At 62.4% G+C, this 23806-nt stretch carries 24 protein-coding genes; 11 read left to right on the top strand and 13 right to left on the bottom strand.

Annotated features, from left to right (window positions below; all coding sequences use genetic code 11):
- Positions 1-36: 36 nt before the first annotated feature.
- The gene (locus GE253_RS20540; protein ID WP_153206016.1) at positions 37-984 is read right to left on the bottom strand and encodes a hypothetical protein; all 948 of its coding nucleotides are present in this window, start codon (positions 982-984) and stop codon (positions 37-39) included.
- A 302-nt stretch (positions 985-1286) separates the two neighbouring features.
- On the opposite strand from GE253_RS20540, the gene GE253_RS20535 reads away from it, so the two are divergent.
- Positions 1287-3083: an acyl-CoA dehydrogenase gene (locus tag GE253_RS20535; RefSeq protein ID WP_153206015.1), complete on the top strand. Its 1797-nt coding sequence runs from the start codon at positions 1287-1289 to the stop codon at positions 3081-3083.
- A gap of 79 nt (positions 3084-3162) precedes the next feature.
- Here GE253_RS20535 and GE253_RS20530 read toward each other — a convergent pair whose 3' ends face one another.
- Positions 3163-3636: a hypothetical protein gene (locus GE253_RS20530; RefSeq protein ID WP_153206014.1), complete on the bottom strand. Its 474-nt coding sequence runs from the start codon at positions 3634-3636 to the stop codon at positions 3163-3165.
- Between the two features lie 200 nt (positions 3637-3836).
- On the opposite strand from GE253_RS20530, the gene GE253_RS20525 reads away from it, so the two are divergent.
- Entirely contained in the window at positions 3837-4046 is a 210-nt protein-coding gene (locus GE253_RS20525) for a hypothetical protein (protein WP_153206013.1), read from the top strand.
- Between the two features lie 95 nt (positions 4047-4141).
- Positions 4142-4306 carry a DUF1328 domain-containing protein gene (locus GE253_RS20520; protein ID WP_153206012.1) on the top strand — a complete coding sequence of 55 codons (165 nt, stop codon included), beginning with the start codon at positions 4142-4144 and terminating at the stop codon, positions 4304-4306.
- 156 nt (positions 4307-4462) lie between these two features.
- Here the strand turns inward: GE253_RS20520 and GE253_RS20515 are convergent, their stop codons facing one another.
- On the bottom strand, positions 4463-5083 hold the full coding sequence (locus GE253_RS20515; protein ID WP_153206011.1) for a sigma-70 family RNA polymerase sigma factor: 621 nt from the start codon (positions 5081-5083) through the stop codon (positions 4463-4465).
- Positions 5084-5622: 539 nt separating this feature from the next.
- Between GE253_RS20515 and GE253_RS20510 the strand changes: the two genes are divergently transcribed.
- Complete coding sequence (locus tag GE253_RS20510; RefSeq protein WP_153206010.1) at positions 5623-6669, top strand: glycosyltransferase family 2 protein; 1047 nt, start codon at positions 5623-5625, stop codon at positions 6667-6669.
- A gap of 8 nt (positions 6670-6677) precedes the next feature.
- Positions 6678-8294, top strand: coding sequence for a glycosyltransferase family 39 protein (locus tag GE253_RS20505; protein ID WP_153206009.1), 1617 nt, complete (start codon positions 6678-6680; stop codon positions 8292-8294).
- Between the two features lie 25 nt (positions 8295-8319).
- Here GE253_RS20505 and GE253_RS20500 read toward each other — a convergent pair whose 3' ends face one another.
- From GE253_RS20500 to GE253_RS20485, 4 genes are all read right to left on the bottom strand, one after another.
- Positions 8320-9108 carry an arginyltransferase gene (locus tag GE253_RS20500; protein ID WP_153206008.1) on the bottom strand — a complete coding sequence of 263 codons (789 nt, stop codon included), beginning with the start codon at positions 9106-9108 and terminating at the stop codon, positions 8320-8322.
- A gap of 17 nt (positions 9109-9125) precedes the next feature.
- A complete protein-coding gene (locus GE253_RS20495; RefSeq protein ID WP_089287867.1) occupies positions 9126-10097 on the bottom strand; it encodes an alpha-E domain-containing protein in 972 nt (323 codons plus the stop codon).
- Positions 10098-10110: 13 nt separating this feature from the next.
- Entirely contained in the window at positions 10111-11583 is a 1473-nt protein-coding gene (locus tag GE253_RS20490; RefSeq protein ID WP_247878781.1) for a circularly permuted type 2 ATP-grasp protein, read from the bottom strand.
- A gap of 263 nt (positions 11584-11846) precedes the next feature.
- Positions 11847-13052: a flagellar motor protein MotB gene (locus tag GE253_RS20485; RefSeq protein ID WP_153206006.1), complete on the bottom strand. Its 1206-nt coding sequence runs from the start codon at positions 13050-13052 to the stop codon at positions 11847-11849.
- 142 nt (positions 13053-13194) lie between these two features.
- Between GE253_RS20485 and GE253_RS20480 the strand changes: the two genes are divergently transcribed.
- The 4 genes from GE253_RS20480 to GE253_RS20465 all read left to right on the top strand — a co-directional run bounded on the left by GE253_RS20480 (position 13195) and on the right by GE253_RS20465 (position 16225).
- On the top strand, positions 13195-13677 hold the full coding sequence (locus GE253_RS20480) for a flavin reductase family protein (RefSeq protein WP_153206005.1): 483 nt from the start codon (positions 13195-13197) through the stop codon (positions 13675-13677).
- 32 nt (positions 13678-13709) lie between these two features.
- The gene (locus GE253_RS20475) at positions 13710-14567 is read left to right on the top strand and encodes an alpha/beta hydrolase (protein WP_153206004.1); all 858 of its coding nucleotides are present in this window, start codon (positions 13710-13712) and stop codon (positions 14565-14567) included.
- Positions 14560-15549, top strand: a complete 990-nt coding sequence (locus tag GE253_RS20470; RefSeq protein WP_153206003.1) for an alpha/beta fold hydrolase — start codon at positions 14560-14562, stop codon at positions 15547-15549. Before GE253_RS20475 ends, GE253_RS20470 begins: the two co-directional genes overlap by 8 nt.
- A 61-nt stretch (positions 15550-15610) precedes the next feature.
- Positions 15611-16225, top strand: a complete 615-nt coding sequence (locus GE253_RS20465; protein ID WP_153206002.1) for a hypothetical protein — start codon at positions 15611-15613, stop codon at positions 16223-16225.
- 4 nt (positions 16226-16229) lie between these two features.
- On the opposite strand, the gene GE253_RS20460 is transcribed toward GE253_RS20465, so the two are convergent.
- The 6 genes from GE253_RS20460 to GE253_RS20435 all read right to left on the bottom strand — a co-directional run bounded on the left by GE253_RS20460 (position 16230) and on the right by GE253_RS20435 (position 21701).
- Positions 16230-17723, bottom strand: coding sequence for a methyl-accepting chemotaxis protein (locus GE253_RS20460; protein WP_348770914.1), 1494 nt, complete (start codon positions 17721-17723; stop codon positions 16230-16232).
- A 259-nt stretch (positions 17724-17982) separates the two neighbouring features.
- Positions 17983-18684: an ATP12 family protein gene (locus tag GE253_RS20455; RefSeq protein WP_153206000.1), complete on the bottom strand. Its 702-nt coding sequence runs from the start codon at positions 18682-18684 to the stop codon at positions 17983-17985.
- Positions 18681-19361, bottom strand: a complete 681-nt coding sequence (locus tag GE253_RS20450) for an HAD-IA family hydrolase (protein ID WP_153205999.1) — start codon at positions 19359-19361, stop codon at positions 18681-18683. The genes GE253_RS20455 and GE253_RS20450 overlap by 4 nt, the downstream gene beginning before the upstream one ends.
- 8 nt (positions 19362-19369) lie before the next feature.
- A complete protein-coding gene (locus GE253_RS20445) occupies positions 19370-20404 on the bottom strand; it encodes an RluA family pseudouridine synthase (protein ID WP_153205998.1) in 1035 nt (344 codons plus the stop codon).
- On the bottom strand, positions 20401-20781 hold the full coding sequence (gene crcB, locus GE253_RS20440; RefSeq protein ID WP_153205997.1) for a fluoride efflux transporter CrcB: 381 nt from the start codon (positions 20779-20781) through the stop codon (positions 20401-20403). Before crcB ends, GE253_RS20445 begins: the two co-directional genes overlap by 4 nt.
- Positions 20778-21701: a hypothetical protein gene (locus GE253_RS20435; protein WP_153205996.1), complete on the bottom strand. Its 924-nt coding sequence runs from the start codon at positions 21699-21701 to the stop codon at positions 20778-20780. Before GE253_RS20435 ends, crcB begins: the two co-directional genes overlap by 4 nt.
- A gap of 59 nt (positions 21702-21760) precedes the next feature.
- Between GE253_RS20435 and GE253_RS20430 the strand changes: the two genes are divergently transcribed.
- Complete coding sequence (locus GE253_RS20430; protein WP_153205995.1) at positions 21761-22237, top strand: glutathione peroxidase; 477 nt, start codon at positions 21761-21763, stop codon at positions 22235-22237.
- Between the two features lie 265 nt (positions 22238-22502).
- On the top strand, positions 22503-23717 hold the full coding sequence (hemA, locus tag GE253_RS20425; RefSeq protein WP_153205994.1) for a 5-aminolevulinate synthase: 1215 nt from the start codon (positions 22503-22505) through the stop codon (positions 23715-23717).
- Positions 23718-23806: the final 89 nt, after the last annotated feature.

Raw genomic sequence — 23806 nt, 5'->3', positions numbered from 1 at the left:
GGACAAAATTACCAGACTGTACAAGAATATAAAAACTTAAGCCGCCAACATGCCCGGGATCACGGACGGGGTGGCGCTCTGGCCGGATGCGGCACCGACGGGGCCCTGTTCTTTTTCCTGCTTCTCACCCCGGGTGCCGCCACCGGTGGCCCGCTTCTTCTCCTCCTCATCAGCACTGGGCGGGGCCAAACTATCCAGCATCATGATGGTGAAGGTCGAAATCGGCTCCCGCGCCGATGCGCCGGAGCGATAGCCGGTCAGCCAGGGCTGGGCACTTTCGTCCATCGCCTGCTGGGTGCCCAGGTTGGAACTGTCGGCAAATTGTGCCGGGGCATCGTCGAACTTGGCGGAGAAGCGATCGAAAATCTGGCCCACGGTCAGCGGTCGGGTGCCATCATAAAAGACATTGAGATTGGCCTTGGCGGCATCCGGCAGCAGGTTGGCAGCGATCTGGTTGGGGTTCTTCTCCATCGCCTTCAGGAATTTGGTGGCACCCCCGGCGCCCAGGAAATGGGCCATATACATTTCGGTCTTGCCGACCGAATGGCCCAGCTTCCCTTCCAGATGCTCCTTGTTATCACTGGCCAGTTCAGCTGCGAAAAGGGCGGAATAGCGCGGGTCCTTGCGCAGGTTCAGGATTTCCTTGCGCATGGCCGGGTCGGATACCTGCGCCTTGCCATTGGCCCCGGTGGTGATCTGGCTGGCATATTTGCCCAAACCATGTTCGGCGCCATGCTGCTGCACCATGTTGAGCCAGGTGCCCTCGGTGAACTGGAACAGGCCGGTGGCGCTGCTGGTCTTGGCCTTCACGTCGGTTCGGTATCCGCTCTCCACATTGGCCTTGTCCATCAGGTAGGAGAAATCCACACCCGTGGCGTTACTGGCCTGCTGCACCGCCTTGATCACCTGGGCCGGGGCGTTACGCGTCGCACCGAGAGATTCGGTGGCGTTGCTGCGGTTCAGGGCATTGAAGAAGGCGGTCACGGCCAATCTCCCAAAAATAGGTCTGCCCCTCCTTAAGCAATCAGCGTGCCAAGCATGGTGATAGACTTTTAATCACATCATTCCGTTGCGTAAGTCCGCAACGCCCTCACAAAACGGGCAATCCGTCCCATTTTTATAAGAATTTTGGCCTGTTTTACCGAAAAACATAGGCCCATAATCAGGAGCCTCATTGATTTCCACACGGCAAGGCTTGCCGGGCTGGGAAGTTCGCGCCATGTTGTGGCGGCGGACGGACGCTGGAACCGCCGCCAATGCCAATGCGCTGGGAAGGAACAGGCCTGATGACCGCTTACAACGCCCCGATCCGGGATATGCGTTTCACCCTCAACCATGTTGTCGGCCTGCCCCAGGTGGCCAGCCTGCCCGGTTTCGAAGAGGTGACGCCTGACCTTGCCGATACCGTGCTGGAGGAGGCGGGCAAGCTGGCGCGCGATGTATTGGCGCCCCTGAACTGGGTGGGTGACCAGGAAGGCGCCACGCTGGAAAATGGCGCGGTGCGCACCGCCACCGGCTTCAAGGATGCTTACTGGAAATATGTCGATGGCGGCTGGAACGCCGTGCCGTTCGACCCGGCATTTGGCGGCCAGGGCCTGCCCTGGACGCTGGCCCTGCCGATCCAGGAAATGTGGACCTCGGCCAACATGTCCTTTGCCCTCTGCCCCATGCTGAACCAGGGGGCGGTGGAGTTGCTGCAGGCCCATGGCTCGGTAGAGCAGAAGCAGACCTATCTGGAGAAGCTGATCAGCGGTGAATGGGCCGGCACCATGAACCTGACGGAACCGCAGGCTGGTTCCGATGTCGGTGCTGTGCGCACCAAGGCGGTGCCGGGCGAGGATGGCACCTGGCTGATCACTGGCCAGAAGATTTTCATCACCTATGGTGAGCATGATTTCACCGAGAATATCGTGCATCTGGTGCTGGCCCGCACCCCCACCGCCCCCGCCGGCGTCAAAGGGATCAGCCTGTTTGTGGTGCCGAAATTCCTGGTGAATGAGGATGGCTCGCTGGGGGCGCGCAATGATCTGCGCTGTGCCGGGCTGGAACATAAGATGGGCATCCATGCCAGCCCCACCGCCGTGATGGCCTACGGCGATCATGGCGGGGCCATCGGCTATCTGGTGGGCGAGGAAAATCGCGGCATCGAATATATGTTCACCATGATGAACAATGCCCGTCTGGGTGTTGGGCTTCAGGGTGTCGCCATTGCCGAACGCGCCTATCAGCAGGCCCTGGACTATGCCAAGGGCCGTATCCAGAGCCGGGCGCTGACCGGCAAAGACCCCAACCCGGTGGCCATCATCAAGCATCCGGATGTGCGCCGGATGCTGCTGGCGATGAAATCGCAGATCGAGGCGGCCCGGGCCCTGGTCTATTACACGGCCGCCGCCCTGGATAATGCGCATCGTCACGATGATGCCGATGCGCGTCGCAAGGCAGCCGCCCTGAACGACCTGCTGACCCCGATCACCAAGGCCTGGTCCACCGATCTGGGCGTGGAACTGACCAGCCTGGGCGTGCAAATCCATGGCGGCATGGGCTTCATTGAAGAGACGGGGGCGGCCCAGCATTATCGTGATGCCCGCATCGCCCCCATCTATGAAGGCACCAATGGCATCCAGGCCAATGATCTGGTCTTCCGCAAGGTGCTGCGCGATGGCGGGGCCGCCGCACAGGAATTGATTGCGGAGATGAAGGCGATGGCGGCGGCCGCCAGCGGCGGGGCCGGCGACGATCTGGCCACCATGGGCGCCAACCTGTCGGCCGCCATTCAGGCGCTGGAACAGGCGACCGCCTGGGTGGTGGAAACCGGCAAGGCCGATCCGACGGCCGTTGCGTCGGGCGCCGTCAATTATCTGCGCCTGTTCGGTGTCACCATCGGCGGTTTCCTGACCGCCAAGGCAATGCTGGCGGCCCAGGAACAGTTGATGCAGCCGGGTGCCGACGCCGCCTTCCTGGATGCCAAGATGATCACCGGCCGTTTCTATGCCGACCAGATCCTGCCCACCACCGCCGGCCTGTTACAGCCGATCCTGGCTGGGCATCGCAGCGTGATGGCGCTGTCAGAAGATCAGTTCTGATCGGGCCGACTGTTCGCCTACCCTGATGAAAAGGCCGCCTCCCCTGCGGGTGGCGGCCTTTTTGCGGGGTGACGCTTTCTTATTGCTGCGTGATCGTCCCTTCCTCCGGATTGATCATCACCGTTACCCATTGACCTTCGCTGGTCTTGGCCTCGGTCTTATAGACGCCGGAATCGCGGGTGAATTCCTTCACCTCAGCAAAGCCCAGCGTGTTGAACCGGTTCAGTAACTGGGTTGTCAGCTGGGCATTCTTCTGCCGGCCGCTGCCCGAAATACTGTCCGGATCAATCTCCGCCAACACGCGCGGCCCCTGCTGCGCGGACATGCCGTCCGCTGACATCTGGTTGCCGGTGGCGGCTGTATCCGGAGCAGGAGTCGCCATGGAATCGGTGGAAGGCAGCGGTGTCGGGGGCACCTCCGGGCCAACGCCGGTACTGGGGCTGGTCACCCCGGCGGTGCCATCCGTCCCCATGCTGGACTGGGCCAGGGCGGTGCCCCCCAGGTTGGTGCCCAGCAGCAGACCGGCGGTCAACAGGGCGTAACTGGTCTTCATGACGGTAATCCTCCTTCATGGCCGGCGTCTTCGCCTTTACAGCCCTGAAAACACGCCTCCGGATGCAGTGGTTCCGCTTTCCGCCTTTGTACCAACGAATGTCATAGGTCGAATTTCAGCAATATCCCCTTGCAGGATTGATGGACATTGCCAGGCAGGCGGTTGACATTAAGGGAACCTGTTATTGTGGAGAGATGGTGATGAGTGACGTTTCCTCACCAGCCCTTTATGCTCTGGCTGCCAAGATCGCCATTTCCTACGCCCGCACCCATACGGTGCCGGCGGATGCGCTGCCCGGCGTTATCCAGCAGGCTTTCCGGGGGTTGACACGTTGTACACAACCGGTCACCGCCACCCCGGTACCGGCGAAGAAGATGCCGGGACGCGTGGGCCGGCCCCGTAAATCCTGACCCGGTTGGTTTCGGGAACATCATCGTATCTGCTCTGTTGCCCATAGGATAGCGCGGTCAGCTCCGCCCGCGCTTCACACTATCGGGAGGGACAGATGCTGTATTGGGCTCTGATTTTCTTTATTGTTGCCCTGGTCGCAGGTGTGTTGGGTTTCGGCGGTATCGCGTCGGCGTCGGCTGGTATTGCCCAAGTGCTTTTCTTCATCTTCCTGGTGATCTTCATTGTGTCGCTGATCATGGGCGCCATGCGGCGACGCTGACCGAACGCGCTTTTACGGGCAAAAATGAAACAGGCGCCGGCTGGTTGGCCGGCGCCTGTTTCATTTTCGGGCGGTAATGCCGGGAAAAAAGAGGTGGCCTTTGTGGAAAAGGCCACCTCCAGGCTGGCGGGCCTACGCCCCACCGGAGGAGAAACATCAGGCCACGCCGCGCACCTCGTCACCATCGTCCGGCAAACCGCCCTCCATCAGGCAGCGCAGGGCACGGCGACCACGCGACAGGCGAGACTTCACCGTCCCGATCGATACTTTCACGATATTGGCCGCATCAGCATAGGACATGCCTTCCAGTCCGATCAGCAGCACCACTTCCCGCTGCTCCTTGGGCAGCATTGTCAGGGCGCGCTTCAGGTCGCGCAATTCCAGACGGGAAACCTGGGAGCCATGGGCGCTGCCCAGGCCCGCCTGTGCCTCCCCATCAATATCCACAAAAGTCTGTTTACGGCGCACCCCGTTGATATGCAGGTTGCGCAGAATGGTGAACAGCCAGGCCCGCAGATTTGTCCCCTGCTGCCAAAGATGCAGTCGGGTCAGTGCCCGTTCCAGACATTCCTGGACAAGGTCATCTGCCATGGCGGCATCCCGCACCATGCCACGGGCAAAGCGCCGCAGGCGGGGAATTTCCTGTTCGATCTGCGCGATCAGGGTCGCCTTTTCGGCCTCCGTGCGTTCCGGCCGCACGACATCAACATCTGCCGGGCTGAGAAGACCGTGGGTAACCGGGTTATTGGCCTGTGTCGCTTCGATCTGGCGAGACATCTCTGTTTCTCCCTTTGATATCTCGTGGATACGTCAGCAAAGTATAAAGAGAATAGGCAGGGTGGCGAGGGATGAAATGGTAAGACACTGCCAATCCTTCGTCGTATCGACCGATCAGCCATAGGGACTGATTGGGATATGACCAGACATCCGCAATATCAAATAAATCTCCTGCCGATGCCCCTCCTCATACAATCTGCACCTGACACAGACTATTGCTGCCATTATTGTCATGATTGTGACCAATAATCTCAAATTAGGATTTTCTTAAGGATGATCCATTAGTAATAGGGAGAAGCATAGCCGGGCCTATGTCTTGTCGGCAGCGTACCAGCACCGCCTGTCCGGTTGGTTGGTAACCGGTCCTTCACCGGTATGGCATTAGGCTGGTGAAAGTCAGGCAAGGGGAACCAGGGCAGTGGCAAAATTACAAAGGCGTAATGCGCAATGTTACGGCCAAACTTTCCTTGCAAGCCCGCATCGGACAGCCAATAACCCTGCTTACCGGAAGGCATATCCGGCTTTTAAGGAACTGCTGCATGTACCCGCCCCCGCATGATGCATCCCGGCCCCTTACGCTGCGGCCACAGACGGAAGCACCGGTGCTTTCTGTCGTGCTGCCGATGCATAACGAGGCGGAGAATGTGCAGCCTCTTTTCGCGCGGTTGATCCCGACGCTGGAAAAGCTGGGCGTGCCTTACGAAGTTATCTGTGTGGATGATGGGTCGCGTGACGACAGCTGGTCCCAGCTGCTGCTGGCCCGGCAAATAAACCCGCGCATCCGTCTGCTGCGCTTCAGCCGCAACTTCGGCAAGGAAATGGCGATGACGGCGGGGTTACGCCATGCTCATGGCCGGGCCGTGGTGCTGATGGACAGCGACCTGCAGCACCCGCCAGAACTGATCGAACAATTCTATGCCCAATGGCAGGCGGGTGCGCAGGTTGTCTATGGCGTCCGGCAGAGCCGGGATACCGATCCGCCACTGCGACGCTGGTTGACGCGCTGCTTCTACCGTCTGCTCGACAGCATGTCGGAAGTGCCCCTGCCCCGGGATGCCGGCGATTTCCGCCTGATGGACCGGATCGTGGTGGAAACGCTGAACCAGATGGATGAGCGCACCCGCTTTATGAAGGGGCTCTACAGCTGGGTTGGCTTCCGTCAGGTGGCCGTGCCCTTTGAAACCGCCGCCCGCCATGCCGGGACATCCACCTTCAGCAAACTGAAGCTGTTTCGCTTCGCGCTGGATGGCATCGTCTCCTTCTCCACCCTGCCCTTGCGTGTCTGGTCCTGGCTGGGCCTGCTGGTCGCGGCCGTGGCTGTATTCTATGGGGCGTTCATCCTGGTGATGACCCTGCTCTATGGCGTGGATGTGCCGGGCTATGCCTCCTTGATGGTAGCGACCTTGTTCCTGGGCGGCGTACAGCTGATCTGTCTGGGTGTTCTGGGGGACTATCTGGGCCGGGTCTTCAGCGAGGTGAAACGGCGACCGCTCTATGTGCTGTCCGACAGTGCCGGCTTCTCCCCCGATGAACAGCGTCAGGAACGCCCTGCCGCCATGACCGAACGTCGCAGCGGTGCCAACTGACCCCCATTATGCAGATCCCCTCCCCACAGGACCGTTTCTGGGACGGATTGGCGCAGTTGGGGCTGATGGCCGCCCTGCTGTTCGTGGCCGCCAGCTTCAAACAGTTCGGCATCAGCTGGGATGAACCGCTGCATGTGGAAAATGGCTGGCGGGCACTGAACTGGTATCGGTCGCTGGGGGCGGATCGCTCGGTCCTCGCCTTTCAGAACCTTTATCTCTATGGCGCGCTTTACGACACGATCTGTGCCACGGTCAGTCTGGTCCTGCCCTTTGACGGGTATGAGACCCGCCGCCTGCTGGGCGGGCTGGTTGGCGTGCTGGGGCTGGCGGGGGTCCGTCTGCTGGCCCGTGATCTGGGGGGGCCGCGCGCGGGGGCGCTGGCCGTGCTGTTGCTGCTGCTGACGCCGGAATGGATCGGCCAGTCCTTCCCCAATCCCAAGGATATCCCTTTCGCCACGGCCGCCGCCTGGGTGGCCGTGGCGCAAATCCGTCTGTTGCAGGGGCAACCGGGACGCGGTCCCTGGCTGCTGCATGGCGTGACGCTGGGCTGTGCCCTGGGCATCCGCGTGGGCGGGGTGATTCTGCTGGCGCCATTGCTGATCGGGCTTGGGGTTATGGTGTTGCGCCAGGCACTGCGCGACGGCCCTGCCAGCGCCGTCCGGCTGATGGCGCGCCTGGCGGGGCCACTGGCGGCCTCACTGCTGCTCTCCTGGGTTATGATGGTGGCCTTCTGGCCCTGGGCGCAGACGGGATGGCTGCGCCCGCTGGAGGCCTTGGCTGCCTTTTCTCATTTCCCGCTCAGCTTCCACTTCCCCTTCGCCGGGCAGCAGGTGGAAACCACGGCCCTGCCGCTTTGGTATGTGCCTGTCGCCTTCGCGGTGAAGCTGCCGGAACCGGCGCTACTCGGTCTGCTGGGGGCCTGTATCGCCGGCATTCTCACCCTGCGGCGGCAGGGTTGGGCAGCACTGACACCCAACTGGTTGGCGCTGACCAGCATGGTTCTGTTGCCGCTGGCTGCCGTAATCGTCAGCCACGCCGTGCTTTATGATGGCATCCGGCACCTGCTGTTCCTGATGCCACCGCTCTATGCCCTGGCCGGGCTGGGGCTTGACGGGCTGGCGGGGCTGCTGGCGGCACGCCCCCTGCGGGAAACCCGTGTGGTGGTGGGTATCATGGGCCTCTGGCTGGTCTGGCAAGTGGTTAATATTGGCCGTCTGCATCCCTATGAAGCCATCTGGTACAATGCGCTTGCCGGCGGGGTGACGGGGGCGGAAGGCCGATTCGAGCTGGATGTCGGCGGCACCGCACTGTCAGAGGCGGCCAGCCGGCTGCGCGACCATCTGGTGGCGCGGGAAGGTGCCTGGGCGCTGGCCCATCCTTATCGTATCCGGGTTTGTGGCCCGCCGGAATCGGCCCTCTATTTCCTGCCGCCGCGCTGGGTGGCCCCGCCGGACGGCAAGGGACCGGCGGATTTCTACATCGCCTTCACCCGTGGCACCTGCCCCAACGCACCAGAGGGCAAGCAAATCCTGCGCGTGCGCCGGATGGGCGTGACCTTGGCCTATGTGCTGGACCTGCGCCCGACACCGACGGAAGAGATCCCTGAGAACGAGCCGGCACCCTAAAGGTCAACCTTTAGGCGGGCTGGCATTATACCAGCGGCACGAAATCATGACCGATGGTCACGCTTTCGTGCCCCCCAATCGCCGGCGCCAGCACCAGCGGGGCCCAGCCGTCGCGGCCCAGCGCCTCCAGCGGCTGGAACTTGGCCTTATATTCCATCTTCCGGCTGCCCTCAATCCAATAGCCCAGGTAGATATAGGGCCGGCCCTGCAAGCTGGATTGTTCAATCAGTGCCAGCACAAGCTGGGTGCCCAGCGAGCGGCGCGGCTGATCGGGATCATAGAAGCTGTAGACAGCGGAATAGCCGTCATCCAGCCGATCCACCAGCATAGCCCCGCGCAGGCGGCCGGCCTCATCCCGTGCTTCCAGCAGCATCGTATCCGCCTGCCCCTCATCCACCATGGCGGCATAATCGCCAGGGGTCATGCGGTTCATGTCGCTGTCATTATGGCGCGCATCCTGATAGGCGGCGAACAGGCGGAACTGTTCCATCGTCGCTTCCGCCGGGATAAGCCGGAAGGACAGATCCTGATTGACGCGCTGGATACGCCGCATGGTGCGGCCGGGCTGAAAGGCCGCCACCGGCACCCGCACCGGCACACAGGCCGAACAGCCCGGACAGACGGGCCGATAAAGAATGTCATGGCTGCGCCGGAAGCCGACACGGGACAATTGCGAATTGATCTCGCCATTATCCGTGCCGACCAGCCGGGTGAAGAGTTTGCGTTCAACCCGCCCCGTCAGATAGGGACATGGCATCGGCCCGGACCGAAAGAACTGTTGCAGGGGCCGATGCAGGGGCGGGATGACGCTCATTGCTGGGGATTATCCGGTCAGGCCGTCATGGTGGCAGGTTGATCCGCGTGGAAGAATGCCTGGGCGATATCGCTGGTCAGGCTGGAGAAGCTGAGCTGCAACCTATCCAGATATTCATGCAGACCGCCGGCAATCACCGCTTCAATGGTCTGGCTGGCCAAGCTGCCCAACAGCTCATCGGAACGTTCCAGCGGCAGCGTACCACGACGCAGCCGGTATTTGGAATTCAAGCGGTTCAGCAAACTATCCACTTCCCGCATACAGACCATGACGGAACGCGGGAAATTATCGTTGAACAGCAGGAAGCCCGCCACCGCCGCCGGGGTGAGACCGCGCGGATAGACACGCCGGAAAGCATGATACCCGGCAGCCGACCGCAGCAAGCTGTTCCACTGGCTGATATCAACAGGTGTGCCGACATCGCGCGGGCTGGGCAGTAATGTGTGGTACTTGATGTCCAGCACGCGGGTGGTCTGGTCCGCCCGTTCCAGGTTGCGGCCCAGATTATAGAAATACCAGCCCTGATCGCGGAAGAAGGTGCCCTCTGTAATCCCCGTATGGGTCTGGCAGGCTTCCTTGATGAAGGCGCATTGCCGCTGGATATTCTGGGGCGCGATGTCGTTCGGTCCCCAGGCCAGCAGCTTATTGTAGAACACGTTGATCTGGGCCCACATTTCCGTGCTGATAAGCGGGCGGAGCTGACGCGCATTCTCCCGCGCCGAACTGACGGCGGCGATGATGGAGGTGGGGTTCTGCTGGTCCAGGATGTAGAAATTCAGCACATTCTTGGCGCTGGCCGTGGGGTACAGCTCAAAGAAGCGCTTTTCATCCGCGTTCAGCCGCACGATCGTCACCCAGTTGGTGGCGCCATAGCTGTCACGGGCAAAGGTTTCATTCACATCCAGAATGCGAGCTAGGTTCTCGGCCCGCTCCATATAGCGGGCGAGCCAGAAGATGCATTCGGCATAACGGGCGAGAAGAGCAGCCATTTCCCGATCCCCCTTACTGGCTTTGCGACTGGGATTGGAACGGATCGACCAATGCTGACTCCAGCGCCGGCTCTTCCGTCGGCCCCTCCGTCAGCACCCAAGTATCCTTTGATCCGCCACCCTGGCTGGAATTCACGATCAGCGTGCCTTTCTTCAAGGCTACGCGCGTCAACCCGCCGGGCAGCACCCAGGTATTGCGCGCCGTAATGGCGAAGGGACGCAAATCCACATGGCGTGGCTCAATCCCGTCCTCCGTCAGCGTCGGGCAAACGGAAAGCGGCACCATCGGCTGGCTGATATAATTGGCCGGGTCTTCCAGCAGCTTGGCGCGGCATTCCTCCAGCTCCGCCTTGCTGGCGCGCGGGCCGATGGTGATGCCATAGCCTCCCGCCTCCCCCACCGGCTTGACGACCAGCTTGTCCAGATTATCCAGGGTAAATTTCAGGGCGTCGGGTTCCCGGCAGATATGCGTCTCTACATTGGGGATGATCGCATCCTCACCCAGGTAATATTTGATCATGCGCGGCACATAGGCATAGACGGCCTTATCATCCGCCACACCGGTGCCGATGGCATTGGCGAGCGCCACATTGCCCTTGCGGTAGGCCTCGAAGATGCCGGGCACACCCAGCATACTGTCCGGGTTGAAGGCCAGCGGGTCCAGGAAATCATCGCCGATGCGGCGATAGATCGAATCCACCCGACGCAGCCCGCCGGTCGTCTTCATATAAACCTTGTCGTTCTCTACGATCAGGTCGCGGCCTTCCACCAGCGGCACGCCCATTTCGCGGGCCAGGAAGATATGTTCAAAATAGGCGGAGTTATAGGCACCGGGCGAGAGCAGCACCACCTGCGGGTCGCCATCCACCCCTTCGGGCCGGGGCGGTGCAATCTCGCACATCGCTTCCAGCAGCTTCACGCCATAATTATCCACGCTGCGCAGGCCAATATCCCCCATCAGGTCGGGGAAGGCGCGCTGCATCATATGGCGGTTTTCCACCACATAGGAGACACCCGACGGCACGCGCCCATTATCTTCCAGCACGCGGAAGGTGCCGTCATGGTCGCGGACAAGGTCCACGCCCATGATATGGATATAGGTATTGAAAGGCAGATCGATGCCGCGCATCTGTTCGCGGTAATTGGCATTGCCCAGCACCAGTTCGGCCGGGATGATCCCGTCCTTCAATATCTTCTGGTCGTGATAGACATCGTGCAGGAACAGGTTCAGCGCTGCGATACGCTGCTGCACCCCGGCCTCCAGGTGCGCCCATTCCTTGGCAGAAATGATGCGCGGGATCACATCGAAGGGCAGGATGCGGTCCACCGCCTTGGCATCACTGTAGACCAGGAAGGTGATGCCGAGATTGTAAAGCTCCCGCTCCGCATCCGAGGCCCGTCGTCGCAGGTCGTCGAAATCAAGCTGTCGCAGCCTTTCCTGGACCGACAGCGAGTGGCTGGCAGGCTTTGCCGCGTTCCCGAACAGCTCGTCATAAAAGCCGTTGGCATTATAAGTCGACAGCAGATGGTCGACACCGTTTCCAGACCCGCTCAACAGAGCCCCCCACGCCCTTCGTGCCATGCTGCCCGCCACCGAGGGCGATGCCGATGGCGGGTTCGTTTCGCATTCGCACAAAGGAGACTATCAGAACGGATGCGTTTGAACAGGGGTCTGTTATGCGCCACACACATTTCACCACCATCCACGGTGGCGCTGTGTCCCGAAAGTGACAACCCCCTTTGGCCAGCCTAGCGGGAGGTGCCAACGGCAGAGGGTGCAGGGGCCACGCCAGAGTGTGTGGGAGCCGAGTCGGCGGCTGGGGCCAAGCTGGCCGGTGCAGCACCCGCAGCCCCCTGACCCGTCGCCCCTGGCGGGCCACCGGCCGGTGCCGCCCCGCGCACCGGGTTTTCCCGCAACAGCACAATGGAAATGCGGCGGTTGCGCGGGGAGTTGGGATCATCCTTGAACAGATGGTCGCGGTCGGCCCGTCCCACCACAGATTCAAAACGATCACTGGCCACACCAAAAGCCTCCAGCGCCCGCCGGCTGGCATTGGCGCGGTCGGTGGACAATTCCCAGTTGCCATAGGACGAGCCGGCGCTGAAAGGCGTGCTGTCCGTATGGCCGCTGATTGACAATTTATTGGGCAGCTTGGCCACAACCTGCGCCACCTGGGACAAAAGCTGGGCGGTCTGCGGCAGCATCTTGGCGCTGGCCGACGGGAACATGGAATAGCCTTCCTGGTCGATCAGCTGGATGCGCAGCCCCTCCGGTGTATTCTCAATCACCAGATTTTTCGCCAGATCGCGCAGCTCCGGGATCTGCTGGATGGCCTGACGCAGCTCCGCCTCCGCCTTGGCGAACTGCGCCTGTTCGTGTTTGGCCAGCGCCTCGCGCAGCTCCTTTTCATCCACCTTGCCGTCGCGGTTCTTATCCGCACTGGCGGTCTCCCCAGCTGCTGCCAGCTTGGCCAGCCCGTTCACCGTGTCAACCGCCGTCCAGCCGCCTTCCTTTTCGCCAGCACCCTTGCCGGTGACATCCTGCTCCGTCGGCTTGCCGCTGGAGCTTTCCTGCATGTCTTCCGTCTGCTCTTCCGAATTGGCCGCCCCTTGCAGCGTGGGTACCGGCACGGTCAGCCCGGCGGGACTGCTGCTATTGGCCAGCGAGCCGGAGACGGTCACCGTGGTGCCCCCCAACACGCCACCCGCACCGCTGGTCTGTTTCGATGCACTGGCCGGGCTGAAATAATCGGCGATGCCCATCTTCTGCTCGGCCGTTGTCACATTCAGCAGCCAGAGCAGCAGGAAGAAGGCCATCATCGCCGTCACGAAGTCAGCATAGGCCACCTTCCAGGCACCGCCATGGTGCCCTTCGCCACCCTTGTTGATCCTCTTGATGATGATGGGTGCTTTTTCTTCGCCGCCAGCGGCCACGTCAGCGATCCGTTCATTCATGGGCAAGGAGCGTCACTCTACCAAGCAACGTCCTGACAGAAAATGAACAAGTGAGAGGAAGGCTTGCAATATTGCGCCATCGCTACAGCTCGTTTACCTCTGCAACCGTTAAAGATCGCAATTTCCTGACCGGGGTTCACCGATGACGATCGACAAGCGCGCCTTCCGCGACGCCATGGGCTGTTTTGCCACAGGCATCTGCATCGCCTCCACCGTCGATCCGCAGGGTCAGCCGGTCGGCATCACCGTCAATTCCTTCACCTCCGTCTCGCTGGACCCGCCGCTGGTGCTGTTCTGCATCGACAAGCGGGCGGAAAGTGCGCCCGTTTTCCTCAGCGCACCGGGCTTTGCCCTGGCCGTGCTGGATGCCGACCATCAGGATCTTTCCACCCGCTTCGCCGTGGCCGATCAGGCCAGCCGCTGGCTGGGGGTGGAGCACAGCGTATGGGAAAGCGGTGCGCCCGTGCTGGAAAACGGTCTGGCGGCGATGGATTGCCAGCTTCATGGCGTGCATGATGGCGGCGATCACCATATTCTGGTGGGACGGGTGCTGCGGCTGGCCAGCCGAGCCGGTGCCCCCTTACTTTATTTCCGTGGCGCTTACGCCGCCTTGGCAGGCGCCTGACGAGCACGCAACCGACGCCGGAGACGCGACGCATGACCTATTACCACGATAAAACCCTGCTCGGGCTTTCGGCGACCGGCTTTCACAAGATCGCCTATCGGGAATGGGGGGCGGGTCCGCGCACCATCGTCTGTGTCCATGGGCTGACCCGCAATGGGCGGGATTTTGACCGGCTGGCCGCCGATCTGGCCGATACCCTTAAGGCGCGGGTGATCTGCCCCGATGTGGTGGGACGGGGGCAGAGTGGCCGGCTGGCCAATCCCGACCATTACGGCTATCCGCAATATCTGGCCGATATGGCCGCCCTGATCGCCCGGCTGGAGGTAGAGCATGTCGATTGGATCGGCACCTCCATGGGCGGGCTGATCGGCATGATGCTGGCGGGCCAGCCCAACAGCCCGATCCGGCGGCTGGTGGTCAATGATATCGGCCCCTTCGTACCCAAGGCAGCGCTGCAACGGATCGGCGATTATGTCGGCCAAGACCCGGTCTTCGCTGATCTGGCCGCCGCAGAACAATATTTCCGCGACCATTATGCCGGATTCGGCCAGTTAACGGCCGAACAATGGCTGCACATGGCGCAGCACAGCACCGACCGGCAGGAAGATGGCCTCTATCGGCTGGCCTATGATCCCGGCATTGCCCGCATCTTCAAGGTCGCCCCCGTCGGCGATGTTGATCTCTGGGGTCTTTGGCAGGCGATCCGCCAGCCGACCTTGGTGATCCGGGGGGCGTTGTCCGACCTGCTGCTGGCGGAGACGGCAGAGCGGATGACGGCGGAGGGCCCCAAGGCCCAGCTCTACACCGTTCCCGATGCCGGTCATGCGCCGGCCCTGATGGCACCGGACCAGATCGAGGTGATCCGGGATTTCCTGTCCCGGCATGACTGAGATAAGCGGCGGGCCGGCCGGGATGTTCCCGCCTTTCCAGGCGCGGGCACCCTGGCTCGGCCCGCATCTGCAAACCATCCGCAATACGCTACTGCGCCCGGCCACCCGGCTGCCGGCGGGGGATGTGATGCATTTCCCGTTGGAAGATGGCAGCGGCGATCGGTTGCAGGGCCGGCTGAACCAGCCGGTCCCTCGCTTGGATAAGCCGCTCTGCCTGCTGCTGCACGGGCTGACGGGCAGCGAGGACAGCTATTACATGCGGGCCACGGCGGCGATGCTGCTGGCCGATGGCTTCCCGGTGCTGCGGCTGAACCTGCGCGGTGCCGGGCCCACGGCCGGCCATTGCCGCCAGCGCTATCACGCCGGACGCACCAGCGATGTCAGCGCCGTGTTGGCACAATTGCCGGCGGCGATTGCCAGCAATGGCGTGGTGATCATCGGCTATTCCCTGGGCGGCAATGCCACGCTGAAACTGCTGGGCGAAGCGGATTTCCCCCTGCCGGTGCGGGGCGGGGCCAGCATTTCCGCCCCCATCGACCTTGCCGCCTCCTGCCGGCACATGATGGCCCCGGCCAACCGTTTCTATCACCGCTGGCTGCTGGGCAAGATGAAGGCGGAAATGGCGCTGGCGGCCGATCTGGTGGAACCACGCTGGCGGGATGCCGCCGCCCGTGCGGCCAGCCTGTGGGATTTCGACAACCGGCTGGTTGGCCCCTGGAATGGTTGGTCTGGGGCGGCGGAATATTATGCGGTAAATTCCGCCCAGCGCTTCCTGCCCGCCATCAAGGTTCCCACCCTGCTGATCCATGCGCTGGATGATCCCTGGATTCCCGGTGATGCCTATCAGGCGGTGGATTGGGCGGCCTTGCCGCTGCTGACTCCGCTGCTCAGCCCCGGCGGCGGGCATGTCGGGTTCCACGGGCCGGGCGGCGTCTGGTCCGATCAATGTCTGCGGCTGTTCCTGCAACGTCTATTCGCGTAGCAAAAGCGTCACATGACCGCTGTAGCCTGTTCTCCGGCATTCAGGCGGGAGGATAAGGCGGATGGCGGGATGGCAGCGATGGATGGCGCTGGGTCTGGTACTGGCGCTGGCCCCCTGCCCCGCCTGGGCCCAGCAGCCAGCCGCCGTGGATCCGCAGCTCTATCAATATCTGGCGGAAACACCGGTCACCCTGCTGGAATGGGGGATGCTGCGGCTGGGCCGGGATATGCAGGCGGCCGTGACGGCCTTGTCCCTGGATGGGGGGCGCAATGGTACGGCCAAGGTGAAGACGGGCACCCTGTTCCGGCCCTTTGACCGGCGGGTGGTGGCCTATGTCTCCCTGCCCGTGGCCGGCAAGGCCCGCAATCTGCAACAATGCCAGGAAATCTATGGGTTGCTGCGGGAACACCTGCTGGCCGGGGCACCGGGCGGCCTGTCGGGGCCGCCCTGGTATTTACAGCGCCTGTTCGGTGCTGATACACGCAGCGGCCGACCCGAGCTGTTCGGGGACATGCTGGTGGAAATGGTGCTGCTAGAAGTGACCCTGCGCGTACCGGAGGCGGAAAACTTCACCCAGGGGGCGAAAAACACCATCTGCGCCGGCAAGCTGGATCAGGAACAGGCGGCGGAGGTGCAACCCTGGCGCCCGCCGCCGCCTGCCGCAACAGCCCCATGACAGGTCAGAAACCGGCCTGTTGAGCCATCGCCGCCGGGGCGTACTGCAACAAATCCAGGTGACGCACCACCTCGGCAGAGGCCTTTTCCAGCTCGGCGATTTCAACCAGAGCGCCTTCCTGATCACCCTGGTTGAACAGCTCCACCGCGCGAATGCCATGTTCATGCACCGCCTTGTGCGGCATCTCCAAGGCGGCAAAGGACGGATGGCCCCGCAAGGGCATGGAACTCGGGCCGGAGTACCATTTGCCCAGACGGCAGGCATCATGGCGGGACAGTTCTTCCGCTTTCAGCGACTGCAACCCCACCACCATATCGGCCAGCCGCTTCTTCCACATGATGTGGTCGATCTTGGCGATCTTGACGATCTTGTTGGGAATATCCTGCTGCATCAGATCGGCCAGTTGCTGGCCCAGCAGCTTTTCCACGCCCTGGGTCGCACCGACATTGCGCATGATGGCGGCGCTGTTCTGCTTGGCGCGGCTGGCGATACCCGTCACGCCGCGCGCCACTTCCTGCGCCGCCGCCGTCTGCTGGGTCAGGATGGCGGCAATCTCCGCCATGCGTTCGGTCGTCGTATCGACACGGCTGGTCACATCATCAATGCGCCCCGTCACCTCATGCATACGCTGCTGGCCCTGCGCCACCGCATCGGTGCCCGCCTGCATGGAAGAAACAATGGCCTGCATCTCCATACGCAGATCGCTCAACCGCAATCGGATATCTTCCGTCGCCTTGCCCGTCTGCCCGGCCAGATTCTTTACCTCCGACGCCACCACGGCGAAGCCCTTGCCGGCCTCCCCCGCCCGCGCCGCTTCGATGGTGGCGTTGAGGGCCAGCAGATTTGTCTGCGCGGCGATGGCCTCAATACTGGCCAGAATATCTTGGATGCGATCCGAGGCTTCCGACAGTTCGGCCACCCGGCGCGCGCTGTCATCCACAGCGGCGGCGATGGCATCCATGCCCTGCACCGCCTCACTTACAGCGCGACGGCCAACCTGGGCCACCTCATGCGCTTCCGCCGCCAAGCGGGCGACATCCCGGCTACGGTCGGAGATCTCATGCACACCGGCGACCGTTTCTTCGGTGGCCGCGGCAATGGCCTGCGCCTCTTGGTCCACCGCCCGCAACTGACCGACCATTTCAGCGTTGGCAATGGAGGCATCGTTAATGGCGGTCGCCACGTCAACCGTGCGATCCATCAGGCCGGTGACGAAAGCCGTCCTCCCTTCATCATTCCGAACCTGCTCGGGTGAGATTAACGCAGTCAGAATCGGGGCGATCCGTTCCGACAATGCGGCGATCTCCCCGATGGCCCGGCCGGGGTGCCAACGATGCTGCTGAATCAGAAGGGTGGCGAGGTCGGCCTGAAAACCGATAAAGGCGCGGATAGCCAGATCAATGCTGCCACCCAATGCCCGGTACCGCCCGGCCAGGTTCGCCAGCTGCGCCGCCGAAGCATCCCCCTGCAGCACTTGCGTCAGGGATTGCTGAAACACAGCCCTTTCCTGCCCAATGCTGGATGCCGGAAGCAAAGCCCTGCTTAAACTCTCCGCAGCATCCCCCCAAATGAAATTTGGCGAGTTAACCGTTTTGAAACCAAACTTTCCACCCATTCCAACCGCCATTGTTTTTCATCAATTTTGCGACAGCATTTCATCGCAAGTGTATTACGCCTAAAATATATGCGGAAGGCCTGAAAATTTCCCCACGCGGTCTTGAGTATTATAAGGATGCGCTGACTGGAACCCTCCCCTGTCAGCGCTCATGCGGCAGCATGTCCAGGAAGCGCTTGGTCACCGCCAGATCGGCACGCTGGTTGGCACGGCGATCGGCCGCCTCCCAATCCTCGCCCCATTTCTCGATCTGAAAATTCTCGTCCAGTTGGGCCAGATCGAATGTCTCTTCTGGCGTCAGCCTGCCATCGACAAAGGCCAGCGATAACACCAGCGATCCGGTAATGCCGATGACATTCTGCAGCGCCGTCAGCCGCCAGGCGTCCAGCGCATCGATCCCCGTGCGCAGGGCGTTCAGCGCCTGGGGCGGCTGTGCAACGTGGATAATGCCGCTGGCCAGCCGCAGATGCGCATCATAGCGCCAGGCCGCCCAATCCAGCAGCGGTTGCCAGAGTGCGGCCTGGCGGGCCACCAGTTCCGGCGGCTCCTCCGCCCGGTAGCAGAGCAGTTCGGAGCCGCCATAGTCGGCCGATGCCACCGCCACGTCCGGCATCCGGCCCACCACCCCGTCAATGCAGGTGCTGGCCAACTGGGTCAGCGGCATGGTCTGCGGCTTCACCTCTTCCCCCTGGCCCTGCCATTCATTGGCAATCGCCTCCGCCAGGGCCTGTGTGGGAAGGGTCAGCAGGTATTTGGCAGGCGTGCGCACCGGGCGGCCATCCAGGGCGATGCCCCAGCCGCCTTCCAACGCCTGCACCGTCACCTGCTTGTAAAAACGCTTCATTGCGGCACCTTGTTTGCCAGAATATCGGCCAGGGCATCGGGCACCTGGGCATAATCATCCACCAGCCGGTCAGCCCCGGCCGCCCGCAGTTCCGACAGGTCGTGATAGCCCCAGGCCACCCCGACCGAGGCCACGCGGGCATTGCGTGCCATCATGATGTCGAACGTGGTATCGCCGATCACCACCGTTCCCGCCGCATCGGCCCCGCTTTCGGCCAGCGCCTCATACACCATGTCCGGATGGGGCTTGCCGTTTACCCGGTCGCTGGTCTGCAGCGTGACGAAGCGATGGGCCAGATTGTGATGGGTCAGCGTGGCATCCAGGCCCCGTCGGCTCTTGCCGGTGGCGATGCCCAGCAGGAAGCCCGCCGCCTCCAGCCGGTCCAGCGCCTCCAGCAGCCCATCGAACAACGGCTCCGGATGGGTGCCGGCCAGACGATTGCGATAAAAGGCCTGCTTATAGGCCTCGGCAATCGTCTGATGCAGGCTGGCATCCGACCCATCGGGCGCCAGCCGCGCCACCGCATCCACCAGCGGCAGACCGACCACGCGGCGGGTGGCCAGGGAGGGCGGCGGGGTCAGGCCGACGGCCTGGAACCCCGCCGCCATGGCGGCAACGATGGCGTGCTGGCTGTCAACCAGCGTACCGTCACAATCAAAAAGGGCAAGTTTCAACATCTTGTCGGTCAGTCCAGTGCGGCGAACGGGTCTTCCTTCAGGTTGGCACTGAAGCCGAAATAATCCCAGGCCGGACGCATATGCTCTGGTAGAGGTGCCGTCACATCGATCATGCCGCCACGCGGATGCGGGATGATGATACGGCGGGCGTGCAGGTGAAGCTGGCGCTTCACATTGGCGCTGCCTTCCAGAAAGGCCCCCTGGCCGGCATATTTGCCATCGCCCAGCAAGGGCGTGCCGATGGCGTTCATATGCACGCGCAACTGGTGGGTACGACCGGTGCGCGGCCACAGCGCCACAAAGGCCGCCTTGCGGTGGGCATGTTCCAGCACGGTGTAATAGGTCTGCGCCCGCTGGCCGTTCTTGGGATCGACCATCATGCGCTCGCCACCGGCCCCCGGTTCCTTGGACAGCGACAGGTCGATGCGGCCCTGGTGCGGGTCGGGCACGCCCACGGTGATGGCCCAATAGATCTTGCGGGCATCACGGCTGCGGAAACTCTCCGCCAGCCGGGTCGCGGCAAAGGCGTTGCGGGCCAGCACCAGACAGCCGCTGGTATCCTTGTCCAGCCGGTGGACCAGCTTAGGCCGTTCCTTGGCATCGAATTTCAGCAGGTCCAGCATGGCGTCCAGATGCTTGGTCTGGCCCGTCCCCCCCTGCACCGCCAGACCGGCGACCTTGTCCAGCACGATGACGTCGGCATCACGGAAAAGCACCCGGCCACGCAGGGCGGCGATTTCCTTTTCGCTGAAGGCGGGTTGGCGGGTCACTGCCTCTTCCGGTGTCCCCTCCTCCACCACCGGCGCATCGGGCAGCGGCGGAATGCGCAAGCTCTGGCCGGGGGCAAGCCTTGTATTGGCATCCGCCCGCTTGCCATCCACCCGCACCTGTCCCGTGCGCAACAGCTTTTGCAGCGCGCCATGGCCGATCTGGGGGTAATGCCGCTTGAACCAGCGGTCGAGGCGGATATCCGCCTCGTCCTCCGTCACCAGCCTTGTTTCGACCACCTTGGCGGGGCCGCGTGCTTCATCGGCATCGCTCATGCCGTCACCATCCGTACTAGATAAAGACCGGCGAACAGGCCGCCGATCGCCACAATCAAAGAGGCCAGCAGATAGAAGGCGGCCCCGCCCAGATCACCCCGTTCCAACAGCGTCGCCACATCCAGCGAGAAGGTGGAAAAGGTGGTAAAGCCACCCAGGATGCCCACCGTCAGAAAAGCCCGCAGTTCGGGCGGCGGCGACCAGAAATGCGCCATCATACCAACCAGCAAACCCATAATGGTGGAACCGACGATATTCACCGTCAGCGTCGCCCAGGGAAAATCCGCCCCCAGCCATCGCCCCATACCCTGGGCGGTGAGATAGCGCGCCACGGAGCCGAGCGCACCACCGAATGCGACATAGAGGACCATCTTCATGCGCCGACCCCAAAAATCCAACCTTCACGCCGGGCATTTTCCGCATCCATCCCAGCCGGCGCCCAGGCGGACGGCAGGCGGGAGAGATGGCGCAGCCCGGCGGCGCTGATCATGGCATCACCAATGTGATCGTCAAACCGATCCGGCAGCGACGCATCGGCATGGCAGCCATAGAAAGCAAGGCCCGGCTCCAGAACCTTCCGCTCCACCACCTTGCGATTACCGCCCAGCGCCTGTTTGCGGAACAGGGTGGGATAAATCTCCATCACCACACTCTGCCCCGACCCCGGCATGTCCAGCGGCCAGACACAAAGCCCATCGCCCATCAGGGCCCGCAGATGGCGCAGCGTGCGCATCCCAGCCAGCGATGCCTTGCCCACCTGCTTGGCTGCCGCCGCCAGCTTGAACACCGAAACCGGCGTGCCAGCACCGGTGTCGGCCGCCACCATCTCCACACGCCGGCGCTTGGTGGACCCATCACCCCAATGGGCCGGCGTCGGCCCGCTGATCCAGAAACTGGGGAACAGGCGCGGGTCCAGCACGGCGGCACCGGCAAAGGCATCGGCCCCGCCCGCCGACGCTTCCTCCACCAGATCCCACAGGGCCGGCATGTCAGCGACATCCGGCACCCGCCCATCCAGATAGCCCTGGCCCGTCACCCAGGGCATGGCAAAGGCGAAATCGAACCCGGCCAGGATGCGCTTTCCCCCCGCCGCCTGATCGGCGATCCAGTGCGCCACCTCCAGCCGTTCCCAGAACCGGCCCTGCGGCTGGACGGGGCGGACCAGCCCGGCGGCATCACAGGCGGCCATGGCAACCGAACGGGCCGGCTGTGCCCCCGTCCAGTCGATACCCAGGTAAAGATCGAATGGCATGACCAGATATTTACGTCCCGTGAAGAAAGCGGCGGGCAAGGCCATTGCCCTTTGCCGACAGGGTACCCATGATTTTGCCCAGACCAAGTGAGGGAAGAACCATCATGAGCATCTATGATTTTTCTGCCACCCTGCTGGATGGCAGCGAGGTGACGCTGGACCAGTGGCGCGGCAAGGTGCTGCTGATCGTCAACACGGCCAGCAAATGCGGCTTTACCCCGCAATATCAGGGTCTTGAGACCCTTTACCGCGACCTTGGGCCGCGTGGGCTGGTGATACTGGGCTTCCCCTGCAACCAGTTCGGCCATCAGGAACCGGGGGACGAGGCGGAAATCGCCAATTTCTGCTCACTCACCTACGACGTCTCCTTCCCCATGTTCGCCAAGGTGGATGTGAACGGGGACAATGCCCATCCGCTGTTCCAATGGCTGAAGGCGCAGAAGCCGGGCCTGCTGGGAACAGAGGCGATCAAATGGAATTTCACCAAATTCCTGGTCGATCGCACCGGCCATGTGGTGGACCGCGCGGCCCCCACCACCAAGCCGGAAGATCTGCGGGCCACCATCGAAAAGCTGCTCTGAATGCGATGTCGGCGCATGGCCCAACATGTTTGTTATGCGCCGACACCTCTTGGACAGAACGATGAATTGACCGAAATCAAAGCGCGGTCGGGAAATATCCCTGACCATGCATCGGTCAGAACGTCCTGATTGTCCGGCCCCGGCGCGACAAGCCGTCGCTAAGGGGTTTCTGAACCTCTTCCTTTGCAGTAATAAAGAGGGGTAGACATTCGGGACGGCCGGAACAAGACTGACGCTGGAACGGCCAAGACGGGACAAACGGCCCATGGATTACGAGAGCTTCTTCAAGAGCCAGATTGCCGGCCTCAAGCGCGAAGGGCGTTACCGCGTCTTCGCCGATCTTGAACGCCGCGTCGGTGAATTTCCCGTCGCCTCCTTCCATCCGGAAGAGGGGCCGCCCAAGGATGTGACCGTCTGGTGCTCCAACGATTATCTGGGCATGGGCCAGCACCCGGTGGTGATTGGCTCCATGGTCGACAGCCTGCATAAATGCGGCGCTGGCGCTGGCGGCACCCGCAACATCTCCGGCACCAACCATTACCATGTGCTGCTGGAGAAGGAGCTGGCCGACCTGCATGGCAAGGAAGCGGCCTTGCTGTTCACCTCGGGCTATATCAGCAACGAGGCGACGCTGTCCACCCTGCCCCGCCTGTTGCCCAACTGCGTCGTCTTCTCCGACGCGTTGAACCATAATTCCATGATTGTGGGTATCCGCCACTCCGGCGCGGAAAGGCATATTTTCCGCCATAATGATGTGGAACATCTGGATACGCTGCTGTCGCGCCTGCCCAAGGAACAACCCAAGCTGGTGGCGTTCGAAAGCGTCTATTCGATGGATGGCGATATCGCCCCCATCAAGGAATTGTGCGACGTGGCCGACAAGCACGGCGCCATGACCTATCTGGACGAGGTGCATGCCGTTGGCATGTACGGCCAGCACGGTGCCGGTGTGGCCGAACGCGAAGGCGTGATGGACCGGCTGACCGTGATTGAAGGCACGCTGGGCAAGGCCTTTGGCGTGATGGGCGGCTATATCACCGGTTCCACCGCGTTGGTGGATTGCGTGCGCAGCTTCTCCCCCTCCTTCATCTTCACCACCTCGCTGGCCCCGGTGCTGGCGGCTGGTGCATTGGCCTCCGTCATGTTCCTGAAGGAGCATAATGAAATCCGCATCCGCCACCAGGAACGCGCCGCCACGCTGAAGCGCCGGCTGATCCAGGCGGGCCTGCCGGTGATGCCGTCAGTCAGCCATATCGTGCCGCTGCTGGTGGGCGATCCGGTGCTGTGCAAGCAGGCCAGCGATGATCTGCTGAACATCCACAATATCTATGTGCAGCCGATCAATTACCCGACTGTGCCACGCGGCATGGAACGGCTGCGCCTGACGCCGACCCCCTATCATGATGATCGCAAGATGGATCAGCTGGTCGATGCCCTGCTGAGCGTCTGGCGGAACCTGGAATTGCAGCGGGCCGCATAAAAAATCACGAATTTGTAAACGATTTCTGAAGGGCTGGGTGGCAAAGTCACCCAGCCCTGTTCATTTGCGCCTCACCTTCCGTGCATATG

It is taken from the genome of Niveispirillum sp. SYP-B3756, from assembly GCF_009495745.1.
Taxonomy (GTDB): Bacteria; Pseudomonadota; Alphaproteobacteria; order Azospirillales; family Azospirillaceae; genus Niveispirillum.
The sequence above is the reverse complement of the archived record's forward strand: the minus strand, read 5'-3'. Positions and strand labels throughout refer to the sequence as shown.